Source organism: Flavobacterium sp. NPDC079362 (assembly GCF_050267765.1).
In the GTDB taxonomy this organism is placed as follows: domain Bacteria; phylum Bacteroidota; class Bacteroidia; order Flavobacteriales; family Flavobacteriaceae; genus Flavobacterium; species Flavobacterium azizsancarii.
Window position 1 is genome coordinate 357,856 of the sequence record NZ_JBNNFM010000003.1, and the last position, 16,425, is coordinate 374,280.

The following is a 16,425-nucleotide window of genomic DNA, read 5'->3' on the forward strand; positions in this document are numbered from 1 at the left end:
AAAGGTCTTTACAATCAAAATAGCTTTAAGTATAATTATGCATTAAAAGTTACGGCTGCTCATACAACTGATCGAGCTGTTTTATTCGATTTTATCACTTCAGAAACTTTCACCTCTATTCAGAACGAATATTATGATCAAAAACTGAGAGACCTTTTAGAAATTAAAGTTTTCGACAGCGAAGTTGTTTCTTTTGAAGAAATCAAAAAAGCAACTGAAGTTCGAATTGATCCAATTGAACAATCTATTCTGAATTCTATAAGAGAAGCAACAAACGTTACTTTTAAAGAGCCTTTAAAAACAGAAGACGAAGCGAGTGAACCAGTTATTGAACGCTCTATTTCAGATACTTTTAAAGAAGCAACACCAGAAACTTTTGAAGAACCGGTAAAAATCGAAGAAATCAAAATTGAGCCAATCATTACTGAGCAATCAATTTTAGACACTTTTAAAGAAGTAATACCAAACACTTTTGAAGAACCGGTAAAAATCGAGGAAGTCAAAATTGAACCTGTCATTACAGAAGAATCAATTTTAGATACTTTTAAAGAGGTGCTGCCAAATTCTCCAGACGAACCGGTGAAATTTGAAGAGAAACCAATTGATCCAATTATTGAACAATCTATTTTAGATTCTATCAAAGAAGCATCAAATATAACTTTTGAAGCAGCTGCAAAAACAGAAGAACCAAAAAAACCAATTGCAGAGCAAACTGTCTTACCTTCTAATAAAGAAACGATGCCAACATTTTTTGAGGAAATAGTAGATGATGAAATTCCGGAAGTAAGAATCGATCCGATCGAAAAATCTATTTTAATTTCTATCAAAGAAGCAGCAAAAGTAGTTTTTGAAGAACCAAAAATAACTAAAGAACCGAAGGTAACTGAAGTTCCGGAAATCGTAAAAATTGCCGAAGAAAATCTGGAAATTGGAAAACCATTGGATTTCTCTACTAATGAAAAGCATTCTTTTCAGGAATGGCTGCAATTAGCGCGAACTGAACCAATTGACAGAACAGAAGAAGGTCCTCAGAAAGCAAAAGAAGTCGAAAAAACAGTAAAACCAAAGATTGAAGCTGAAATAGTTGACGATGAGAAAAAGAAAAAGGCTGAAATAATCGATAAATTCATCGAAACAAACCCAAAAATATCTCCTATAAAACAGACTGCAATAGTCCCAGCGGTACAATTTGACCTTAATACAGGTGATAATTCTTACTTAATGACTGAGACTTTAGCGAGAGTATATTTGGAACAAAAAAAATATACAAAAGCAATACAAGCATATGAAATATTAATTTTGAAATATCCAGAAAAAATTAGTTTCTTTGCAGACCGTATTTCGGATATAAAGATTTTACAACAAAATAACAATAATAATTAAACAATGAGCACATTTTCAATTTTTTTAGTTTTAATCACAATAGTTTGCTTTCTATTGATCGTAGTAATCATGGTTCAAAATCCTAAAGGTGGCGGATTGTCTTCTACTATTAGTGGAACTCAAATGTTAGGTGGAGTACAAAAAACAACTGACTTTTTAGATAAAAGTACTTGGACACTTGCTACTATTTTGATTGCTTTAATCTTACTTTCGAGCTTAAGCTTTACAGGATCATTAAACGATACAGGATCTAAAATTATTGATAAATCTGAGATTCCTGCGGCTAGTACACCAGCTGCTCCGGCTCAACAAACTCCTGCTCCTGCAACAAAATAATAATTTTGATATAAATATAAAAATGCCAGCCTGTCAAAGCTGGCATTTTTTTTAGGAAATAATGTCAGTTTTACGAGCATGGCATAATTTCTGAAAGTTATTTAAGCATTAAAAAAATATAAACTATTAATAATATAAAATCATGACTTTAAACATTAAACCGCTTTCAGACCGCGTACTTATTGAGCCTGTTGCAGCTGAGACTAAAACTGCGTCAGGGATTTTTATTCCAGATACTGCCAAAGAGAAACCACAAAAAGGAACTGTAGTTGCAGTAGGAAATGGATCTAAAGATCATACTATGACCGTAAAAGTTGGCGATACTGTTCTTTATGGTAAATATGCAGGAACAGAATTAAAACTTGAAGGAACTGATTATTTGATTATGCGTGAAGACGATATCTTAGCGATAATCTAAAAAAACATAGGTCTCAAGAATTAAGTATTAGGGGAAACCTGAAACAAATAAAACATTAAACAAAAAAGAAAATGGCAAAAGATATAAAATTTGATATTGAAGCACGTGACGGATTAAAACGTGGTGTTGATGCATTAGCAAATGCTGTAAAAGTAACTCTTGGACCAAAAGGTCGTAATGTAATTATCGGGAAATCATTTGGTGGACCAACTGTTACTAAAGATGGTGTTTCTGTTGCAAAAGAAATCGAATTAAAAGACCCATTAGAAAACATGGGCGCGCAAATGGTTAAAGAAGTTGCTTCTAAAACTAATGATTTAGCGGGTGACGGAACTACAACTGCTACAGTTTTAGCTCAGGCAATCGTAAAAGAAGGTCTTAAAAACGTTGCTGCAGGTGCAAATCCAATGGATTTGAAACGTGGTATCGATAAAGCTGTTGAAGCTATCGTTGCTGATCTTGCAAAACAAGCTAAAGTAGTTGGAAGTGATTCTGATAAAATCAAACAAATTGCTTCTATCTCTGCAAATAATGACGAAGTGATTGGGGAACTAATCGCTACTGCTTTTGCAAAAGTCGGTAAAGAAGGTGTTATTACTGTTGAAGAAGCTAAAGGAACTGATACTTTCGTAGATGTTGTTGAAGGTATGCAGTTTGACAGAGGATATCTTTCTCCTTACTTCGTAACAAATCCTGAGAAAATGGAAGTTGAATTAGACTCTCCATACATCTTATTATACGACAAAAAAGTATCTTCTCTTAAAGAATTACTACCTGTTTTAGAGCCAGTTGCTCAATCAGGAAAACCATTATTGATTATTGCTGAAGATGTTGACGGAGAAGCTCTTTCTACTCTTGTAGTTAATAAATTAAGAGGTGCTCTTAAAATTGCTGCTGTAAAAGCTCCTGGTTTTGGAGACAGAAGAAAAGCAATGTTAGAAGATATCGCAATCTTAACTGGTGGAACTGTAATTTCTGAAGAAAGAGGTTATACTTTAGAAAATACAACTATCGAAATGTTAGGAACTGCAAAAAGAGTTTCTATCGATAAAGATAACACTACTATTGTAAGTGGTGCTGGTGAAGCTGACATGATCAAAAATCGTGTAAACCAAATTAAAGGTCAAATGGAAGCTACAACTTCTGATTATGACAAAGAAAAATTGCAAGAACGTTTGGCTAAATTAGCTGGTGGTGTTGCTGTTCTTTATGTTGGTGCTGCATCTGAAGTTGAAATGAAAGAGAAAAAAGACAGAGTTGACGATGCTTTACATGCAACTCGTGCTGCTGTTGAAGAAGGTATTGTTGCTGGTGGTGGTGTTGCTTTATTAAGAGCAAAAGCTGCATTAGCTGATATTAAAGCAGATAACGCTGACGAAGCAACGGGAATTCAGATTGTAGCTCGTGCTGTTGAATCTCCATTAAGAACTATTGTTGAAAATGCAGGTCTTGAAGGCTCTGTAGTTGTAGCAAAAGTTGGTGAAGGTTCTGGTGACTTTGGTTACAATGCTAAAACTGACGAATATGTAGACATGCTTAAAGCTGGAATTATCGATCCTAAAAAAGTAACTCGTGTAGCATTAGAAAATGCTGCGTCTGTTGCCGGAATGATCCTTACTACAGAATGTGCATTAATTGATATTAAAGAAGAAAACGGAGGCGGAATGCCAATGGGTGGCGGTATGCCAGGAATGATGTAATCGTTCTAACTTCTTAAACTTTAAACGCCAGATAGAAGTTCTATCTGGCGTTTTTTTTGCCACGAATTTTCACGAATTATTTTTCTAATTATGGCGCATAAAAAATTCGTGAAAATTCGTGGCAAACTTTTTTCACATCTCCTGGCAAACTTTTCTTTAGTTTAACATTCTCTTTTTAATTAAAAAATCGTTTATCAGTAAATTTGCAGTTATATAAAATTGCAAAATGAGAAAACTCACCACTCACCTATTATCTTGCACATTCTTACTTCTTACCACTCTTGCACATTCCCAAACCAATAAAGATACTTACGTCGTTCTGGTTTCCATGGATGGATTTCGTTGGGATTATCAGAAACAATTTAATCTCCAGAATCTAAAACAAATTGCAAAAGAAGGTATTCATGCTAAATCAATGCGACCTTCTTATCCAAGTAAAACCTTCCCTAATCATTATTCGATAGTTACAGGTCTTTATCCGGATCATCACGGCATCATTAACAACGTATTTTATGATGCAGCGCTAAACGAATCTTTTGCACTATCTACTAACGCTAAAAATGATTCCAGGTTTTATGGTGGAAATCCAATTTGGAATGTAGCGGAGCAACAAGGGATAAAAACGGCTTCTTTTTTCTGGCCGGGATCTGATACCGATCAAAAAAGACCAACTTACTATAAAAATTACGATGATAAAATCCCATACGAAACCAGAATCGACACGGTTCTAAAATGGTTACAGCTTCCGGAAAAACAACGACCTCATCTTATTACTTTATATTTTGATGAACCCGATCATACCGGACATAATTTTGGACCGCTTTCTCCGGAAAACAAAAAAATGGTAATCAAAATGGATTCGATTATGGGAGAATTATCCCGAAAATTAGATAACCTATCCATCGGGAAACAAATTAATTTAATCATTGTTTCAGATCACGGAATGGCAGCTATCAGCAATGATAAAAAAGTTGTTATTCTGGATTATCTAAAACCGGAATGGCTGAACTACAAAGCCGTTATTAATCCTATTATGAGTCTTCAGGCAAAACCGGGTTATCAGGATTCAATTTATAAAGCTTTAAAGAAAGTCCCTCATATTAAATTCTGGAGATCTGGCGAAGTTCCTAAAAGACTGCATTACGGAAAGAATCCGCGTGTGCATGATTTTGTTATTGAAGCTAAAAAAGGATATAGTTTAGCGAATAGTAAAACTCAAAATATAAAAGGCGGAACGCATGGCTATGATAATAAAGAAAAAGATATGCAGGCCATTTTTTATGCAAAAGGTCCCGCTTTTAAAGTAGATAAAGAAGTTAAAACGTTTCAAAATGTTTCTGTCTATCCTTTAATTGCACACCTTTTAGATCTTAAAATTGATGATGTTGATGGAAAATTTAGCGAAGTAAAGAATATGCTGGTAAATTAGAGAATGCGTCAGTTAAAAAATTTTAAAATTGAATTAATATACTTATTTCCTACTATTAGAAATATACGAATAGCCCCAGTTTTAGCTGGAGATATTGAATGAAATGGAAAAGGCTTTAGCCGAACTTTAAAGTTCGGCTAAAGCCTTTTAGAATTTTATTTTTTACTCCAGCTAAAGCTGGAGCCTATTAAAAAAACTTCATTTTTAAGACATCGTAATTAATTATCTAATTGACACATTCTCTAATTAACTAACGACTTTATAGGTAGGATCTTCAATCATATTTACTTTAATAACAGCTTCGGCATTTTTAAGCAATGCGATACAGTCGGGACTTAAATGCTGGAGCTCCACTATCTTATTAAGCTGATTGTATTTCTTTGTTAAACTATTCAGTGCTTCAATTGCTGACATATCAGCAACACGGCTTTCTTTAAAATCGATAATCACATGATCCGGATCGTTTGCAATATCAAATTTTTCTATAAAAGCTGCTGCCGAACCAAAGAAAAGCGGTCCGTAAATTTGGTAATGCTTTACTCCTGCTTCATCAATAAAATGTCGGGCGCGAATTCTTTTAGCACTTTCCCAGGCAAAAACAAGTGCCGAAATAATAACCCCAATTAAAACTGCCAAAGCCAGATTATGCAACACAATAGTAACTATCGCCACTAAAATCCCCACAAAAATATCATGTTTAGGCATCTTGTTGATGATCCTGAAACTTGACCACTCAAAAGTCGTAATTGCAACCATCATCATAACTCCTACTAAAGCCGCCATTGGTAATTTGCCAATTATGGGGGCTCCAAAAAGTACGATTACTAAAATAGTCAAAGAAGCAATTATTCCTGAAAGCCGGGCTCTCGATCCCGCTGAAAGATTTACTAATGTTTGTGCAATCATCGGGCAGCCTCCCATCCCGAAAAAGAAACCATTTAAGATATTAGAACTTCCCTGAGCAATGCATTCTCTATTACTATTTCCTTTTGTTCCCGTAATTTCATCGACAAGATTCAAAGTCAACAAACCTTCTGTCAGACCAACTGCGGCAACAATTACAGAATACGGGAATATAACTTTGAAGGTCTCAAAAGAAATTGGAATATTCGGAATATGAAACGGAGGGAATCCGCCTTGAACAGATGCAATATCTTCGACTGTTTTTGTTTCAATATTAAATACAAGTACAAGGACAAAAACTACCACAATAGCGACCAAAGAAGCCGGAATTGCTTTTGTAAGTTTCGGAAAAAGCAATACGATCCCAATTGTTAGCGCAACTAAACCCAGCATTATATACAAAGGCGTTCCTTGCAACCACGAAGTCTGACCGTTTACAATAGTTTTAAATTGTTCTAATTGCGACATGAAAATAACGACCGCCAATCCGTTTACAAAGCCGAACATAACGGGTTGTGGCACCAATCTTATAAATTTTCCGAGTTTAAAAAGACCTATGCAAATCTGGACTACACCGCCAAGTGCGACGGCTGCAAAAACATATTCTAAACCGTGGGATTTCATTAAGGCAATCAAAACGATAACGGTTGCTCCTGCTCCGCCAGAAATCATTCCGGGTCTTCCGCCAAAAATCGCAGTAACCAAACCTGCAATAAAAGCAGCATATAAACCTGTCAAAGGCGGAAAACCTGCTAAAATAGCAAATGACAATGATTCCGGAATCATCGTCATGGCAACGGTTAAGCCTGCTAAAATTTCGTTTTTGTAATTGACTTTTTGGGAAAAATCAAAGAGTGAAAGTGCTTTTTTCATAAGAGCACAAATTTAAAAAAATAATGCGCACAAACAGAAGAAAGCTTTCTTACTTAAAAAGGAATTTTAGAACTGTTTCAACAACAGTAAAACCAAAGAAATAATAAAATTTATCATATTATAATTATTCTAATTTTATACAAGTATATCCCAGACAATTTACATAGTCTATAATGTTCTTCGGTTCCAGATCTATACCTTCTACGCGTAATATCTTATCACAATCTTCTAAATCAAAATTAATTTTATAATCAGGAAATTGGGTCTGAATAACGGCAATAATGTAATTTGTATCTGCTTCTTTCTGAACATTTGTTTTAAAAACTTCAACCACCATAATTATTTATTTTAATGCTATATCAAATAATAAACGAACTATAGAATTGCGCTAAATCACGAATTCTGATCAAAAAGGATTATAAGAAATTCCAAACCTAAAATATCCCTGAGCATCTTCTTTCTGATCATACACATAATTAGACGTTCGTTCACCCCTTTCTGTTACACGCGTACTCAAAATATTATTGATACCCGCTTTAAATAATCCGTTTATTTTGGATGAAAAACGATATTCATACGTAAAACCGGACTTCAATTCTAATTGATTTAACTCATAAATTCCTTTTAAATCCGGCGTTGATAAATTTAAGTAAAAACTTTCAGAGTTTAATTCAGTACCTAAGGAAATTCTTCCATTTTCCAACAACCCTCTTCTGAACAGCAAACGCTGTGGAAGAATGAAGTCAATATCCCAATTTGAGTTTTCGAATTTATGATTATAAGTAAAAAGAGGTGTGACTGGTATAATCGACGAAGGATCTAACATGGCCAGAGCACCAATAGTGATTGTAGTATTGGCGGTTCTTTTAAGAACAATATTGGCGGTAACAAAACCTTTAACACGCTGTACATTATCTTCGTTCCCGTCGACTGTTGCCGTTGCATTGTAAATAACCGGTTTCTTAAAAAGCATTGACATATATGTTGCGCTCACTGCTCCGGCAAAATAATGAATTTCCTGATTTGGCCTGGTGTATGGCACTGCCGAATTAACATTATAAATATCTCCAAAACCATACGTTTCATATTTATAACGCAAAGAACCTGTTACAACAAAACGTTTTGATTCGGTTGCATAAAAAGGAACATTAATTGCTACTTTTAGTCGGTTGTGCGTATCGATCCTGCCTCTTTCCGAACGGTTTCCAAAAAGCTTCGAATCAAAATTTGTTGGCCCCAACTGTTCGTATTGCACATCAAAGATTCTCGTGGTCGGAAATTTATCTGTTATCGATTTTACAACCGTTTTCATTGGCGCATCTTTTTCCTGAGCCATTGTTCGTATAGACGCACATATGAATAAAACGTACAAGAATTTTGTTTTCATAAATTGGTGTAAAATTAAATTTGTTTAAAAAAGACTTAAAAACCCAGGCAAAAGTAATTGCCAAGCTTCTATTATAATAGCAAATTTATACAAACGGCGTAACATTTATACCAATGGCGTTTGCATAATTTATGCTTCGCAAAGCTTTACAAACTATAATATTAGACTATTTTTGCCGTTATGAAAATTCTTAAAATTTATCAGAACTTTTTTCTCCGAAACCTCATTGTAAATGCACTTATTTATTTGGTAATTCTGGCTTGTGTTTATGATGAAGTAAAATTAAGCGGACACCACTGGACTTATATTTTCAGTAAAATCGGAGTAGGCTATTTCCCTTCTATTGTTTGGGTAACGTGCTTCAACATCTTTATTATTAAACCCTTTTTATTTCAAAAAAAAATTAAGACCTTTTTTATATTGCTTGTCGTTTATTGGACTGCATTTTATTTTTTCATGAGCTGGCTTTTTCCAGTAGTAGGTCTGGGAGCCTTAAAAACCCTTCAGATTCTTTCTCTTATTATCAATGGAATCTTTTTTTATTTTATTCACGTTGTGATCACCAAAAAAATTACGGAGGCAGATAAGGATATCATGAATTTCAAATCAGAGCTTTCGTTTTTGAAACAGCAATTGAATCCGCATTTTTTACTAAATGCCATGAATAATTTATACGGAGAATCCTTATCTGATCCTGATAAATTACCGGACAGAATCCTGAACCTTTCAGACATGCTGCGCTATCAGATTGAAGCTTCTAAAAAAGATTATGTTTTATTAGAAGAAGAAATTGCGTTTATAAAAAAATACATCGAATATTATACTTTCCAGAACGAACGGCTTGTGGTTACCCAGAATTTTGAAGGCAATTTTGACAATATCGATATTCCGCCTTTGTTCTTTTTGCCTTTGGTAGAAAATGCCGTTAAATTCTCTGCAGAAACTTCTAAACCTTTTATTATTGTAGATGTAAAGGTAAAATGCAATCAATTGTCTTTTACTGTAAAGAATAATTATCTTGATGAGGGTTCCAGACTTTCAAGTACGGGAATTGGAATCGAAAACCTAAAAAGGCGTCTTGAAGTTTATGGATTAAAACATGAACTGAACTGTAAGAAAGAAAAGAATATCTTTATCGTAAAACTAAATATATGGCACTTACCTACCGCTGTCTTATCATAGACGATGAATCTCCGGCACATAAAGCGCTCGCATCGCATATCTCTAAATTTGATGATCTGGAACATTCCGGAAGTGCTTTTAGCGGTATGGAAGCGGTAAAAATGCTCAACGAAAACGCGTACGACATTATCTTTCTGGATATTAATATGCCTGTAATCTCCGGCGTTGAACTGATGGAACTACAACCCAAAAGACCACTTACCATTGTAACAACGGCTTATTCTGATTTCGCTCTTTCGGCGTATCAAAATGATGCGATCGATTATTTGCTTAAACCCATATCGTTTGAAAAATTTTCTAAGGCAATCGAAAAAGCTAAAACTTATTACTCAGGAAAAAACGCAAAAAAGGAAATCAGTACTTGCGAAAAAGTACTTTCGCAACGCATAAATGGCCAAATGACCGACACGCTTTTAAGTGATATTATTTATATCGAAAGCCTGGGCAATTATATGAAGTTATACAACAAAAAACTAAAATCGCCTATGATTATTTATGGTTCGCTGGCAAGTATAAGTAGCGAAATTGACAGTACTGATTTCCTGCAAGTCCATCGTTCTTTTATTGTAAATACCCGCGAAATTAGTTCTGTAACATATAAATCTCTCACAATGTCTAATAATGAAATTATTCCTGTGGGAAGGAAATATCAGATTTTATTGGACAACTTGATAATTAGGTAATGTAAAAAAATCAGATAATTTAAAAAGCTTAATTTTTATTGACTTTTCTGTATTAAAAACAAATTATAAGGCGATTATCAATTCTGAAACATCCTATTATCTCGATTAATAACCGGAAATAAACCCGACAGGTTTCAAAAACCTGTCGGGTTTAGAAACAGCAAATTATATAGAATCAATAACTGTCATTAAAAATTAAATCTGCATTAAAAAGGCAGTATTAAAATTCAAAACTTGTTATTTTACTTGCTCATAATTCTTTACTTCTAAAAAAAATGATTATCAAACTAATTTTTCTTACATAAATAATTATATTCGCCAAGCCACAGATCCTTTTAATTAATTGTCGAAAAATGATGCTTTTTAAGTCCCTATTTAAGAAATCAACTTTAGAATGCCCAAGATGTTTAGGTACAACATTTGTAGACTGGGATGATATACACCGTTTACAAAAGGTGTTAAAATGGGCTCCTGGGCCTTGTGCATATTGTTTAGGCACGGGAACAGTTACCAGAGAAATGATTGAAAAAGTTCCTGTAGATTACACTTATCTTACGATAGATTTACCTGAATCTGAAATGGACAAAATAAAAGAAGGTGACGAAGAAATACTGGAAAAAGGAAGAATACACGAGCTTTTTTTAGACAATCTTATAAAATATGTTGAAGATCAATACTTAAAAAACAAAATGGATGCCGAAAGTATTGCCAATCTATACTTAACGACTGAAGACGAAACGGCTTTATTTTCGTTAGAAAGAGAGAATCTAATACAATATATTGAAAAGATAATTGAATTGAAAAAGACTGAACTTAATTAGATTCAAAAAACACACCCTTTTTATCGCGGAAACAGATTTTCGAAAAGCATTACAGCTTCCCGTTTTTCTCCAAAAAAAAATCCCAAAAACACGTATAAATACGCATTGTCAGATTTTTTTTTATTGCTAAAATTGCAGTAAATAATTTTTACTTGAGATTATAATTTTCCTTTCCGGAAAATTATTAAAATGTTGTCATTTTTTTGGAACAATTAAATGAGATTTCTAATCGGTATTAACGATTAAAATCTCATTTTTTTTTTGACTTATCTTAAAACAAAGAATTGACTCTTATAAAACCTTTTACTAAAGCTAGTGCTTTTATACTGCTTACAGGAAATTCTATAGTTTGATGATCTGGGTTTAATGCTACAAATTGCACGTATGATTCACGTTCAGATTGTTTTAAATAACGGGTAAAAAAAGATTCATTGCCGTAATTATTTACATAAATCAAATACATTTCGCCCCAAATAATATTGTTTTGGAGATTAAATATCTTTTTATATAAAGCAATATCTCCGCTCTTTAATAAAGGATGCATACTATCGCCAGTTACATACAATGCTCCGTCGCAATTAGAGGTTTTTGGAACACTTATAAACTCAACAGGCTTTTGATTTTCATTGTCACCAAACAAATAGATAATTCCCGCAGTGGTTTTGAATATCATAAAGTGGTAAGTCAGGATTTTCTTCTACTTTATCTAATTTTTTATAGAATATTCTGTCATTTTATTCTAAAATATTTAATTTTATCATATATCCGGTCCCGGTTAAAAGCCAATTTAGGTCAATATCCGGGTATCTTTTTATGATATTTTCTAATTTATCCAGTCCAATTGTTTTGTTTTTCTTCAATTGACTGGCAAATGAGCCATTAGACATGCCTATTTCTCTTTCGAAAGCACTCACTCTAATACCCTTATAATCAATATACTGCTTGATTCTCTGTAACGTGTTTTCTAACATAAAGCTATTTTTTAGAAAAAATCCTACTTTTTATCTGTTAGTTAGTAAATATCATACTACATTTACTACTCAATAAGAAACAAACTGAGCAATGGACAAACCTACGATCAGGGTATCATTAAGGCTTTGGCAGAGAAATACAGGATAACTGCTTTTTATGTTCGACAGTGTTTAAGCGGTCATTATAATAGTAGCACAGCAGATAATATAAAACTGGATTACAAATCGTTAGAAAAAAAACTGCAGACGACTTATTTAGTTTTCATAAATAAATAAATCCCAGAATGATTTGCAGTAAAAAACGGTCTTTACCTGAAGCATGGAGATCGCGCCTCGTTTAGGATGTTTTTTAATATAAAAATCTTGCTTTTTTAACTTAAGCAAAAATTACGGCAATAATATATCACAAGCAGTTTTGAATTGTATTCTGAGTTTTTTTATAAATATTTATAGTTAGTAAGTTGGTTAAATTTAAATACAATAATTTTTTTAAGTTCATGTTTTCTTTATTGTTGTATTATAAATGGGGGAGCTACCTACTACTCCCTCATTTTTTATAGAAGTGATACATAATTGCATTGTTTTTTAAACTAACTGATTGCAAATTTGCATTATCAATTTTCATAGCTATTAGAATATTCTTTACTTTAATATTTCTACAATCGTTTTTTATGCAATATTACCCAATCCATCAGGAAATGGTCTGTAAGCATAATAATGCAAAACTTCTTCGATTGCTATCTTTAACGCCTCGTTTATAGGGAGCAGAATAACTCCCATTCTGAGATCAATTTGTGCCAGTTGCATGTAATAATTGGTAAAAATAGGAACGTTTATTCCATTATTAATTGCTTCTTCGGCCTTCTCAAAGTTTTCTTGTTGCTGTTCTTTTATGATTCTGCAGGTAGCCAGTCTTAGTTTTCCGTATTTATCAGTATTGGCAGCATAACCAAAAAGTCGGCATATTAATCCGCGATAGCGATAATTACTGCAGCTCCCTTTATGTTCTAATACTGAAAGCGGACGATATATAAGGCAATTGTTTGAAGTCGTATTGTTTAATAATACTAAGGTTTCTTCGGCTTTTCCATTTAAAAATAAATGAAATGCCCACGGCAAAAATTCCAAAGGCGAAGCATCAATATTTGGTGTCGTACAGCATTTACCGCAACCTGCGTTACAATACAAATGTGTCTCTGACTGGAAAGCAGTAATTTCAATTTCCAGGCGGTCAAATAATTCTTCAACCTGCCTAACTTTATCTTCTATTGCCATCTTTTTTGTGTAAGGTAGGCTAATAGAAATGACTCTGGCCAGAAGTGCGATTTAATTGGGAAAAATAAAACAAAATCCAAATTACAAAGTATAAACTTCGAGCCTTTACTTATGGTAATTTCATCATTTAAAAACAGTTACATTACAATCCTTTGATTTTTTTGGATATAAAAGCAAGGGCATTAGTAGACCATAAAGCGAGAAAAAACAGTACGGGCTGAAAAAACAATCGCATTAAACGGGCTTGATCTGTGTCGAGTCCAAAAGCATCTGTACCATTTAAGTATTGAGCGATATTTCCCGGAAAAACCAATACGTAAAATAGTGCCAGCGCGATTCCTGCGTGTACTTTATACTTTGTTAGAAATATCATACTCAGACCTAATATAATCTCAACGATTCCGGAGAGTATGACAACGAGGTCTTTATTAACAGGAACCCAATTAGGGACTTGTGCCTGAAAATCGGTTCTTTGAAAAGTAAAATGACCAATGGCGGCCGTTATCATGAAGATTCCCAAAAGTATCCTGAAAAAATTCTGAGCTTTAGATGTTTTTATATTTTCCATATCAAATATTTATTGCTTAAGTTTTGTTTCTCTTAAAAAGTGATCTTCTCAAATTTACAACAATATAAAGTACACTTTTTTTCAAAGTTTTTATATCATTGTTGTTTAATATCCATGTGATTAACCTCATTGAGCTTCTCAATAAAATAACTAATTTTTAATTCAAAATCAGTTCAAAAATCAAATTTCCTATAGTACTTTTGCGTTCTCTGAATAGTCCAAAATTAAAGCCCAAAAATCTGTATGACACGAGAACATTATATTCCCTTTAACAAGGAATTCTTACTCGAACAACAAATTACCTCTTTCTCTGAAGATCAAAAAAAGGTCGACGATTTCAAGAAATTATTTGATATTATCGAACATTATTTTCATTATGAAGCTTTTAATCTCAACCGAAATCTAAAACAACATTACGCCTTATTCGATCCGGATTTAAGCCTTAAGGAACGTGAAGAATTTTTAGGCAAAAGTGATTTTAATATTTTCAAAGAAACACTTCTTAAGGTTTTAGAACAGGGAAATTATCGTCGTATTGATGAGGAAACTTTAAAGAAAGCTTTTGAAGATTCAGATTTAATTGGCTTGAATCTTTCTATAGATTTTAATGCTTTTAAAGATTATGAACTCTACGTTCGGGGTCATCATAAAGCGAAGGAAAAAGTTAAGAAGTTTATTTTCTGGAAAAAAGAAATTGAGATCGACTATTATGATCGTGTCCTGATTTACCTGAACTATAATGAGAAAGATTATCTAAGTGAGAACAAGGTAAAATTAGGCAAAATGCCTATTGATCCAGGAACTATTGCTTTAAAAATCTTTAAACGTGTTCCTAAAAACGACATCGAAACAATTTTTCCAAATGCAATACCGAGAATGTCTGCCAAAGACAAATTATTCTTTTGGGTTCCTGGTATTGGCGGCGGAATCTCATTATTAAGTACGACTGTAATTCCGGCTTTGATTGGCATGTATGCGGCATATCAATCTGGCGAGGCAATTGATTTATTAAATAGTAAAGCCTCTCTTAATCAAGGCTTAATTGCGTTGGGAATATTGTCGCTGTACTTGTTTCGCCAATACAGTAATTTTGTCAACAAGAAGATCAAATATTCTAAAATACTCTCGGATAGTCTTTATTTTAAGAATCTGGGAAACAACAGCGGCGCCTTTTATTCGCTATTAAACTCATCTGAAGAAGAAGTGCTTAAGGAAACTGTTTTGGCTTATACTTTTTTATACAGAAGCAACAAACCTTTGACTGCTGACGAACTTGATGAGCAGATTGAAAACTGGTTTCTAACTCAATTAAAAACGGATCTTGACTTTAACGTAAAAGACTCTTTACTGAAACTAAAGAGCATTGGTCTTGGTGTAGAAACCAACGGAAAATGGGAAGTTATTGCTTTAGACAAAGCGCTGATCACGATTGATGAATTGTGGGATAATGTTTTTGAGTATAACCAGAAGTAGGTTTATAACATTCTTTAAGCTTAATGATTATGAATGAACAACAAAATATTTTTTTTTATTTCTAATTTATTCTAAATTCACTTCAAATTTACAAACCTTATGAAGTCATTATTGAGCCTTTTTTTCTTGGTCTTTTTTTCTGTTCTTTCTTCTGCACAAAATAATAAAGCTAATAAATTAGACTTAATTATTTTAGAGAATCACTATACTCTCAAACAATATGACAGTATTGTAAATAATGAATTTAAAAAAGGGAAAATCCCTGTACTTTATTATAGCGCAAGCTGGTGTGGCCCATGTGTGAAATTTAAAAAAATGATTAAAGAAAATAACCTGTTTAAAACGAAATTAAAAAATTTTACTTTTATTCAGGCAGATGTCTCTTCTCTTTCTAACTGTGAAAAAGATACCATAAAACTAGGTGATATTTTAGGTTGCAGAGACTGGCAGAATTTTGTACCGCGTTTCTCAAAAATAGGTAAAAAAGGCGAAGATTTGAATTTTATAATGGGGTCTTTCTGGTTCATGGAACAACCTTATAGAATTGATGATTTTATAAAAATGGTGATGACGCCAAGAAGAGAAAGATTTATTTTTGAAAGCCTGAAAAAGTAATAAAAATAAACAGCTGGCGAGCTTAATCAAACTAAATCCGGATCAAGCCAAAACTTGATAACCTTTAATTTTCGTTAACGTTCTATTATCAGTCTTTTTACTTATTAAAAGACAATCGGATAGGAGCCTAGGGATTAATTCCCTAGGCGACCTTCCACACCACCCGGCATACGGATCCGTACCAAGGCGGTTCTTAATTTACGATACATTTTAAGATAGATACCTAACCTAAAGTACTTCCGTGAGGTTGTTTTCAGTTATCCCAATAAAGGTCTGCACTCCCTGGTAGCTGTCGGATTCCGTCCTATCCTTTCCAAGGTAGTTATCAAATTACTTGATATTTTCTGCATTCGTGCCTTCATAGGTAACATTCATTTACTACTCACTTAATTAAGTTCAGTCCTTCGG

At 33.4% G+C, this 16,425-nt stretch carries 17 protein-coding genes; 10 read left to right on the forward strand and 7 right to left on the reverse strand.

Going from position 1 to position 16,425, the window contains the following annotated elements; all coding sequences use genetic code 11:
• Nucleotides 1-516: 516 nt before the first annotated feature.
• From ACQKCJ_RS05450 to ACQKCJ_RS05470, 5 genes are all read left to right on the forward strand, one after another.
• Nucleotides 517-1,383 carry a tetratricopeptide repeat protein gene (locus tag ACQKCJ_RS05450; RefSeq protein WP_427401556.1) on the forward strand — a complete coding sequence of 289 codons (867 nt, stop codon included), beginning with the start codon at nucleotides 517-519 and terminating at the stop codon, nucleotides 1,381-1,383.
• 3 nt (nucleotides 1,384-1,386) lie between these two features.
• Nucleotides 1,387-1,719 carry a preprotein translocase subunit SecG gene (gene secG / locus ACQKCJ_RS05455; protein WP_271337615.1) on the forward strand — a complete coding sequence of 111 codons (333 nt, stop codon included), beginning with the start codon at nucleotides 1,387-1,389 and terminating at the stop codon, nucleotides 1,717-1,719.
• Nucleotides 1,720-1,861: 142 nt separating this feature from the next.
• Complete coding sequence (locus tag ACQKCJ_RS05460) at nucleotides 1,862-2,137, forward strand: co-chaperone GroES (protein ID WP_007806577.1); 276 nt, start codon at nucleotides 1,862-1,864, stop codon at nucleotides 2,135-2,137.
• Between the two features lie 71 nt (nucleotides 2,138-2,208).
• Nucleotides 2,209-3,837 carry a chaperonin GroEL gene (groL, locus tag ACQKCJ_RS05465; RefSeq protein WP_271337614.1) on the forward strand — a complete coding sequence of 543 codons (1,629 nt, stop codon included), beginning with the start codon at nucleotides 2,209-2,211 and terminating at the stop codon, nucleotides 3,835-3,837.
• A gap of 226 nt (nucleotides 3,838-4,063) precedes the next feature.
• Complete coding sequence (locus tag ACQKCJ_RS05470; RefSeq protein ID WP_427401543.1) at nucleotides 4,064-5,266, forward strand: ectonucleotide pyrophosphatase/phosphodiesterase; 1,203 nt, start codon at nucleotides 4,064-4,066, stop codon at nucleotides 5,264-5,266.
• 246 nt (nucleotides 5,267-5,512) lie between these two features.
• On the opposite strand, the gene ACQKCJ_RS05475 is transcribed toward ACQKCJ_RS05470, so the two are convergent.
• The 3 genes from ACQKCJ_RS05475 to ACQKCJ_RS05485 all read right to left on the reverse strand — a co-directional run bounded on the left by ACQKCJ_RS05475 (nucleotide 5,513) and on the right by ACQKCJ_RS05485 (nucleotide 8,429).
• Nucleotides 5,513-7,042, reverse strand: a complete 1,530-nt coding sequence (locus ACQKCJ_RS05475; RefSeq protein WP_427401544.1) for a SulP family inorganic anion transporter — start codon at nucleotides 7,040-7,042, stop codon at nucleotides 5,513-5,515.
• A 124-nt stretch (nucleotides 7,043-7,166) separates the two neighbouring features.
• A complete protein-coding gene (locus ACQKCJ_RS05480) occupies nucleotides 7,167-7,379 on the reverse strand; it encodes a hypothetical protein (RefSeq protein WP_271336491.1) in 213 nt (70 codons plus the stop codon).
• 69 nt (nucleotides 7,380-7,448) lie between these two features.
• Nucleotides 7,449-8,429 carry a hypothetical protein gene (locus tag ACQKCJ_RS05485; RefSeq protein ID WP_427401545.1) on the reverse strand — a complete coding sequence of 327 codons (981 nt, stop codon included), beginning with the start codon at nucleotides 8,427-8,429 and terminating at the stop codon, nucleotides 7,449-7,451.
• 180 nt (nucleotides 8,430-8,609) lie between these two features.
• Between ACQKCJ_RS05485 and ACQKCJ_RS05490 the strand changes: the two genes are divergently transcribed.
• The 3 genes from ACQKCJ_RS05490 (at nucleotide 8,610) to ACQKCJ_RS05500 (ending at nucleotide 11,115) form a co-directional block, all read left to right on the forward strand.
• Entirely contained in the window at nucleotides 8,610-9,611 is a 1,002-nt protein-coding gene (locus tag ACQKCJ_RS05490; RefSeq protein WP_271336493.1) for a sensor histidine kinase, read from the forward strand.
• Nucleotides 9,581-10,294, forward strand: coding sequence for a LytR/AlgR family response regulator transcription factor (locus ACQKCJ_RS05495; protein ID WP_271336494.1), 714 nt, complete (start codon nucleotides 9,581-9,583; stop codon nucleotides 10,292-10,294). The genes ACQKCJ_RS05490 and ACQKCJ_RS05495 overlap by 31 nt, the downstream gene beginning before the upstream one ends.
• Before the next feature lie 353 nt (nucleotides 10,295-10,647).
• On the forward strand, nucleotides 10,648-11,115 hold the full coding sequence (locus ACQKCJ_RS05500) for a hypothetical protein (RefSeq protein ID WP_427401546.1): 468 nt from the start codon (nucleotides 10,648-10,650) through the stop codon (nucleotides 11,113-11,115).
• Nucleotides 11,116-11,386: 271 nt separating this feature from the next.
• Here the strand turns inward: ACQKCJ_RS05500 and ACQKCJ_RS05505 are convergent, their stop codons facing one another.
• The 4 genes from ACQKCJ_RS05505 to ACQKCJ_RS05520 all read right to left on the reverse strand — a co-directional run bounded on the left by ACQKCJ_RS05505 (nucleotide 11,387) and on the right by ACQKCJ_RS05520 (nucleotide 13,929).
• Nucleotides 11,387-11,788: a S24 family peptidase gene (locus ACQKCJ_RS05505; protein WP_427401547.1), complete on the reverse strand. Its 402-nt coding sequence runs from the start codon at nucleotides 11,786-11,788 to the stop codon at nucleotides 11,387-11,389.
• A gap of 61 nt (nucleotides 11,789-11,849) precedes the next feature.
• Nucleotides 11,850-12,086 (reverse strand): hypothetical protein, encoded by a 237-nt coding sequence (locus tag ACQKCJ_RS05510; protein ID WP_427401548.1) that lies wholly within the window; start codon nucleotides 12,084-12,086, stop codon nucleotides 11,850-11,852.
• 669 nt (nucleotides 12,087-12,755) lie between these two features.
• Complete coding sequence (locus ACQKCJ_RS05515) at nucleotides 12,756-13,361, reverse strand: YkgJ family cysteine cluster protein (protein ID WP_271336497.1); 606 nt, start codon at nucleotides 13,359-13,361, stop codon at nucleotides 12,756-12,758.
• 142 nt (nucleotides 13,362-13,503) lie between these two features.
• Nucleotides 13,504-13,929, reverse strand: coding sequence for a DoxX family protein (locus tag ACQKCJ_RS05520; protein ID WP_271336498.1), 426 nt, complete (start codon nucleotides 13,927-13,929; stop codon nucleotides 13,504-13,506).
• 243 nt (nucleotides 13,930-14,172) lie between these two features.
• Between ACQKCJ_RS05520 and ACQKCJ_RS05525 the strand changes: the two genes are divergently transcribed.
• Nucleotides 14,173-15,402, forward strand: a complete 1,230-nt coding sequence (locus tag ACQKCJ_RS05525) for a TMEM143 family protein (protein WP_271336499.1) — start codon at nucleotides 14,173-14,175, stop codon at nucleotides 15,400-15,402.
• Nucleotides 15,403-15,501: 99 nt separating this feature from the next.
• Nucleotides 15,502-16,017 (forward strand): thioredoxin domain-containing protein, encoded by a 516-nt coding sequence (locus tag ACQKCJ_RS05530; protein WP_427401549.1) that lies wholly within the window; start codon nucleotides 15,502-15,504, stop codon nucleotides 16,015-16,017.
• Nucleotides 16,018-16,425: the final 408 nt, after the last annotated feature.

Excerpts from the sequence above, each read along its gene's own strand:
- secG (WP_271337615.1), top strand. The coding sequence starts at position 1,387 with ATGAGCACATTTTCAATTTTTTTAGTTTTAATCACAATAGTTTGCTTT.
- ACQKCJ_RS05460 (WP_007806577.1), top strand. The coding sequence starts at position 1,862 with ATGACTTTAAACATTAAACCGCTTTCAGACCGCGTACTTATTGAGCCT.
- groL (WP_271337614.1), top strand. The coding sequence starts at position 2,209 with ATGGCAAAAGATATAAAATTTGATATTGAAGCACGTGACGGATTAAAA.
- ACQKCJ_RS05470 (WP_427401543.1), top strand. The coding sequence starts at position 4,064 with ATGAGAAAACTCACCACTCACCTATTATCTTGCACATTCTTACTTCTT.
- ACQKCJ_RS05475 (WP_427401544.1), bottom strand. The coding sequence starts at position 7,042 with ATGAAAAAAGCACTTTCACTCTTTGATTTTTCCCAAAAAGTCAATTAC.
- ACQKCJ_RS05480 (WP_271336491.1), bottom strand. The coding sequence starts at position 7,379 with ATGGTGGTTGAAGTTTTTAAAACAAATGTTCAGAAAGAAGCAGATACA.
- ACQKCJ_RS05485 (WP_427401545.1), bottom strand. The coding sequence starts at position 8,429 with ATGAAAACAAAATTCTTGTACGTTTTATTCATATGTGCGTCTATACGA.
- ACQKCJ_RS05490 (WP_271336493.1), top strand. The coding sequence starts at position 8,610 with ATGAAAATTCTTAAAATTTATCAGAACTTTTTTCTCCGAAACCTCATT.
- ACQKCJ_RS05495 (WP_271336494.1), top strand. The coding sequence starts at position 9,581 with ATGGCACTTACCTACCGCTGTCTTATCATAGACGATGAATCTCCGGCA.
- ACQKCJ_RS05500 (WP_427401546.1), top strand. The coding sequence starts at position 10,648 with ATGATGCTTTTTAAGTCCCTATTTAAGAAATCAACTTTAGAATGCCCA.
- ACQKCJ_RS05505 (WP_427401547.1), bottom strand. The coding sequence starts at position 11,788 with ATGATATTCAAAACCACTGCGGGAATTATCTATTTGTTTGGTGACAAT.
- ACQKCJ_RS05510 (WP_427401548.1), bottom strand. The coding sequence starts at position 12,086 with ATGTTAGAAAACACGTTACAGAGAATCAAGCAGTATATTGATTATAAG.
- ACQKCJ_RS05515 (WP_271336497.1), bottom strand. The coding sequence starts at position 13,361 with ATGGCAATAGAAGATAAAGTTAGGCAGGTTGAAGAATTATTTGACCGC.
- ACQKCJ_RS05520 (WP_271336498.1), bottom strand. The coding sequence starts at position 13,929 with ATGGAAAATATAAAAACATCTAAAGCTCAGAATTTTTTCAGGATACTT.
- ACQKCJ_RS05525 (WP_271336499.1), top strand. The coding sequence starts at position 14,173 with ATGACACGAGAACATTATATTCCCTTTAACAAGGAATTCTTACTCGAA.
- ACQKCJ_RS05530 (WP_427401549.1), top strand. The coding sequence starts at position 15,502 with ATGAAGTCATTATTGAGCCTTTTTTTCTTGGTCTTTTTTTCTGTTCTT.